Here is a 4,034-nt window from a genome sequence, read left to right as displayed (position 1 = left end):
CCGATGTGGACCCTGTAGGCGCCTGTGTGGGGGTTAAGGGCAACCGGGTTCAGAATATTGTTCAGGAACTGCGGGGCGAGAAAATCGATATTGTTCAGCGGAGCCCGGACATTGCAAGATTTGTCTGCAATGCCCTGTCCCCGGCTGAAATCGCAAGGGTTATTATTGATGAAGACAATCAGTCCATGGAGGTGATTGTCAATGATGAGTATCTCTCCATTGCCATCGGTAAGGGCGGTCAGAATGTATCCCTTGCCTGCGAGATCACAGGCTGGCATCTTGAAGTCACCAGTGAAGAGGAATACAGCCGGGAGGTCAAGGAGGGATATGACAGTTTGATGAAACTGTCCACAGTGGGGCTGCCGGCAGCAGAGATACTGTTCAAGGCAGGGTATTCTTCATTTTTGGATGTCATGGATGCCGTGCCCGAGGATCTTGCGGCTTTTTTGAATATTTCCGTGGCAGATGCCCAGGCAATGATTGAAGAAGCCGGACATATGATGGAAGATGAGAGGCAAAGTGCCCGGAAGGAATTCCTGCAGGCTGAATCGTCTCAGGATAGCGCTACTTACATGGATGACAATGCCGGTGATGGGCAAATTTTTACTGATGTCGAGGATGGGCAGGAAGAAGAGCAGGAAGATGGGCAGGTTGGAAAATCAGGTGAATAAGGACTGTTGCATCGGTAACGCAGAGAACGAATTTCAAAAGAATCAACTATAGAGGATTACTGGGGGCAACGAATGGTCAAGGTCAGGGTATACGAATTAGCTAAAGATCTGAACATGACAAACAAGCAGCTTCTTGAAAAGCTTAAAGAGCTGGAAATAGATGTTAAAAGCCATATGAGTGCTCTGGATAACAGTGACGTCGCCGCTGTCAAACAGAATTTATTGGGCAAAAAGAAGCGCTCCAATGAGGTTAAGGTCCGTCCGCCGGTGATCCGCAGGCGCAGGACAACGGCTATGTCCCAGGCTGATGAACTGGAGATGGATGAGGATATGGAAGACTCATTCGAGCCCGAAGAACCGATTGTGCAGGGCACTGGTGATCAGGAAGAGGCGCCGGGTGCTGTTGCAAAGAAGCAGCAGGTCTCCCGTGACAGTGAGAACGTGCCTGGATCCCCCAAAACGACGATTCTAAAACGGCCTGCCAGAAAGATTGTGTCCAGAAACAGCGAACCCGCCAAAATTATCAAGCCCGCCAAGGTTGAAGAACCGCCGGAGCCGGAGTCTGAAAACGTGACCATCGATTTTGAAGAAAACATTGAAAAGGCCCTTGCCGAAGATGATAATGCTGTAAAACAGCAGGAAGATGAGAACGCACAAACGCCTTTGGTACCGGCGCAATTCCAGGAAAAAAATAAAAACGATACGCCTGAATCGGCAGATTCCGGGAAAGGGAAGTCTTTTCCGGATCCGGTGGATGGTGATCAGGAATCGTCCCTGGCGCAGGAACAGAATACAGAACAGCCTGGTGGGGATGAATTCCAGGAAGAAGGCAATAGCCAGGGCAAACGTAAAAAGAAGAAGAAAAAAACAACGCCTGCCAAGATCGTCAGGGTGGCAGATCCCATGGTTTTGGAAAATTTAAAACGAATGAAAGCCGGAGAGAATCATCCCGCAACCGGAAGTGATAATGATTGGCCTGCCCGCAGACAGCCGGTACCGGAAATTGATTCTTCCGATGCGCCGGAGAAGGATATGGTTATGCCGCCTGAACCTCCCAATGACCGTAAGCGGGGATGGACTCGTGATGAGCCTCAATCCTCTGACGGACCCGGATTCAGGAAAAAGCGGCGTAGGAAAAAAGCTGTGGTGGAAGGCGATGACCTTTACAAGGGCAGGAGTGGCCGGAAGAAAAAGGGGAAAAAAGATCCCAAGGGCAAAAAAAATGGTTTCCAGAAAACCCAGATTACAACGCCCAAGGCAATCAAGCGCCGCGTAAAAATTGATGAAGCCATTGAACTGGCTGAACTTGCCAAGCGTATGGGCATCAAAGCCAACGAGATGATTGTCAAACTCATGGGCATGGGCGTGATGGCCACTGTGAACCAGACCATTGATTATGACACCGCCTCCCTTGTGGCCGCTGAATTTGATTTTGAAGTCGAAAAGGCAAGTTTTGAAGAAGAGACCCTGCTGAATGTCGTGTCAGAGGCGGAGGACGAAGAAAAAATGGAAGGATGCCCCCCTGTGGTTACAATCATGGGGCATGTTGACCATGGTAAAACGTCATTGCTGGACGTGATCCGGAAATCCAAGATAACCAGCGGCGAGGCCGGCGGCATTACCCAGCACATTGGCGCGTATAATGTTCAAACCCCCAATGGCGGACGGATCACCTTTCTTGATACACCGGGGCATGCCGCATTTACTGCCATGCGTTCCAGGGGCGCCCAGGTGACGGACATTGTTATTCTGGTGGTGGCAGCGGATGATGGTGTCATGCCCCAGACGGTTGAGGCCATCAACCATGCCAAGGCTGCAGGCGTACCTGTGGTGGTGGCTGTGAACAAAATGGACAAGGCAGGTGCTGATCCGGATCGTATTATGCGTGAGCTGTCCGAACTCGATCTGCTGTCCGAAGAGTGGGGCGGTAATGTTATTTTTGTGAAGGTCTCCGCAAAAACCGGCGAGGGCATTGATTCGTTGCTGGAAATGGTGCTGCTCCAGGCCGAAGTTTTGGAACTGCGGGCCAACGCGGATCGGAATGCCACGGGCTACGTGGTGGAATCCCGTCTGGATATCGGCCGGGGCGCGGTGGCCACTGTGCTGGTAAAACAGGGCACCTTAAGGGATGGTGACCCCATTGTATGCGGTCTTCATTCCGGCCATATCCGGGCCATGATTGATGATTCCGGAAACCGGGTGGAATCGGCAGGTCCGTCCACGCCTGTGGAAATTGTGGGTCTGGCCGGCGTGCCCGATGCCGGTGACGAGTTTGTGGCTGTGGCATCGGACAAGGATGCCAAGCAGATTGCGGCCCACCGTATGCAGAAACAGCGGGCCAAGGAGCTGGCTAAGAAGAGCCGGGCCAATCTGCAAAAAATGTTTGAAAATCTTGGCTCAGCCGAGATCAAGGAACTCAAGCTTATTGTCAAGGCAGATGTTCAGGGCTCCATTGAAGCGCTTAACGACTCTCTAAAAGACCTGGCTAAAGAAGAGGTGGATGTTAAAATTGTTCATTCCGGCGTGGGCACCATCAATGAGTCTGATGTGTCCCTGGCTGCGGTATCCGATGCCATTATCATCGGGTTCAATGTCCGGCCCACACCACAGATCCGCAAGCTTGCCAAGGATGAGAACGTGGACATGCGCTTCTATGACATCATTTATGATGTGATCAATGATATCAAAGCCGCCCTTGACGGCATGATGCCCTCCACCTTTCAGGAAAATATCATTGGACGGGCCGAGGTTCGGGAAATTTTTGTGGTTCCCAAAATCGGGACCATTGCCGGGTGCGGCATCACAGAAGGCAAAGTGATCCGCGGCAAAAAGGTGCGCCTGCTGCGTGACGGTATTATAAAATGTGATACTGAACTGTCTTCCCTGCGCAGGTTCAAGGATGATGTCAAGGAAGTTGAACAGGGATATGAATGTGGTATCGGCCTTGAAAGGTATAATGATATCAAGGCGGGCGATGCCATTGAATGCTATGAAGTTGAAGAAGTTAAATACCAGGGATAGCAGGACCGGTCTATGAAACCCTATACACGTGCCGAGCGGGTCTCTATAAAGATTCAGCAGGCCATCACAGAACTTCTGTCCAAAAAGATGCAGGATCCCAGAATGGAGATGGCAACGATATCCGGGGTAAAAATGTCCCCGGACCTTAGTCTGGCCTATGTCTACGTTACGGTGTTCGGGGATAAAAAAAGAATTCGTGAAACCCTGGAAGGGTTTAAGAAATCAAAGGGGTTTATCAAAAAAAGCATTGCCCCGAAACTGGACCTGCGGTTGATGCCGGACCTGCGTTTTATCCATGATGACTCCTTTGATGAGGCTGCCCGTCTGGATGCCCTGATTGAT

General features: G+C 50.9%; 2 protein-coding genes and 1 pseudogene. All 3 read left to right on the top strand.

The genetic code is table 11. The features are described 5' to 3' along the window. A pseudogene (locus AB7U36_RS20015) lies at window positions 1–671 on the top strand (transcription termination factor NusA); the annotation flags it as partial. 72 nt (window positions 672–743) lie between these two features. Further along, entirely contained in the window at window positions 744–3,692 is a 2,949-nt protein-coding gene (gene infB / locus AB7U36_RS20010) for a translation initiation factor IF-2 (protein WP_428161396.1), read from the top strand. A gap of 12 nt (window positions 3,693–3,704) precedes the next feature. Further along, window positions 3,705–4,034, top strand: a 330-nt coding sequence (gene rbfA, locus AB7U36_RS20005; protein ID WP_428161395.1) for a 30S ribosome-binding factor RbfA, incomplete at its 3' end; no start/stop codon positions are given.

The organism is Desulfobacter sp. (assembly GCF_050177295.1).
This window is presented reverse-complemented; position numbering and strand designations above follow the sequence as displayed.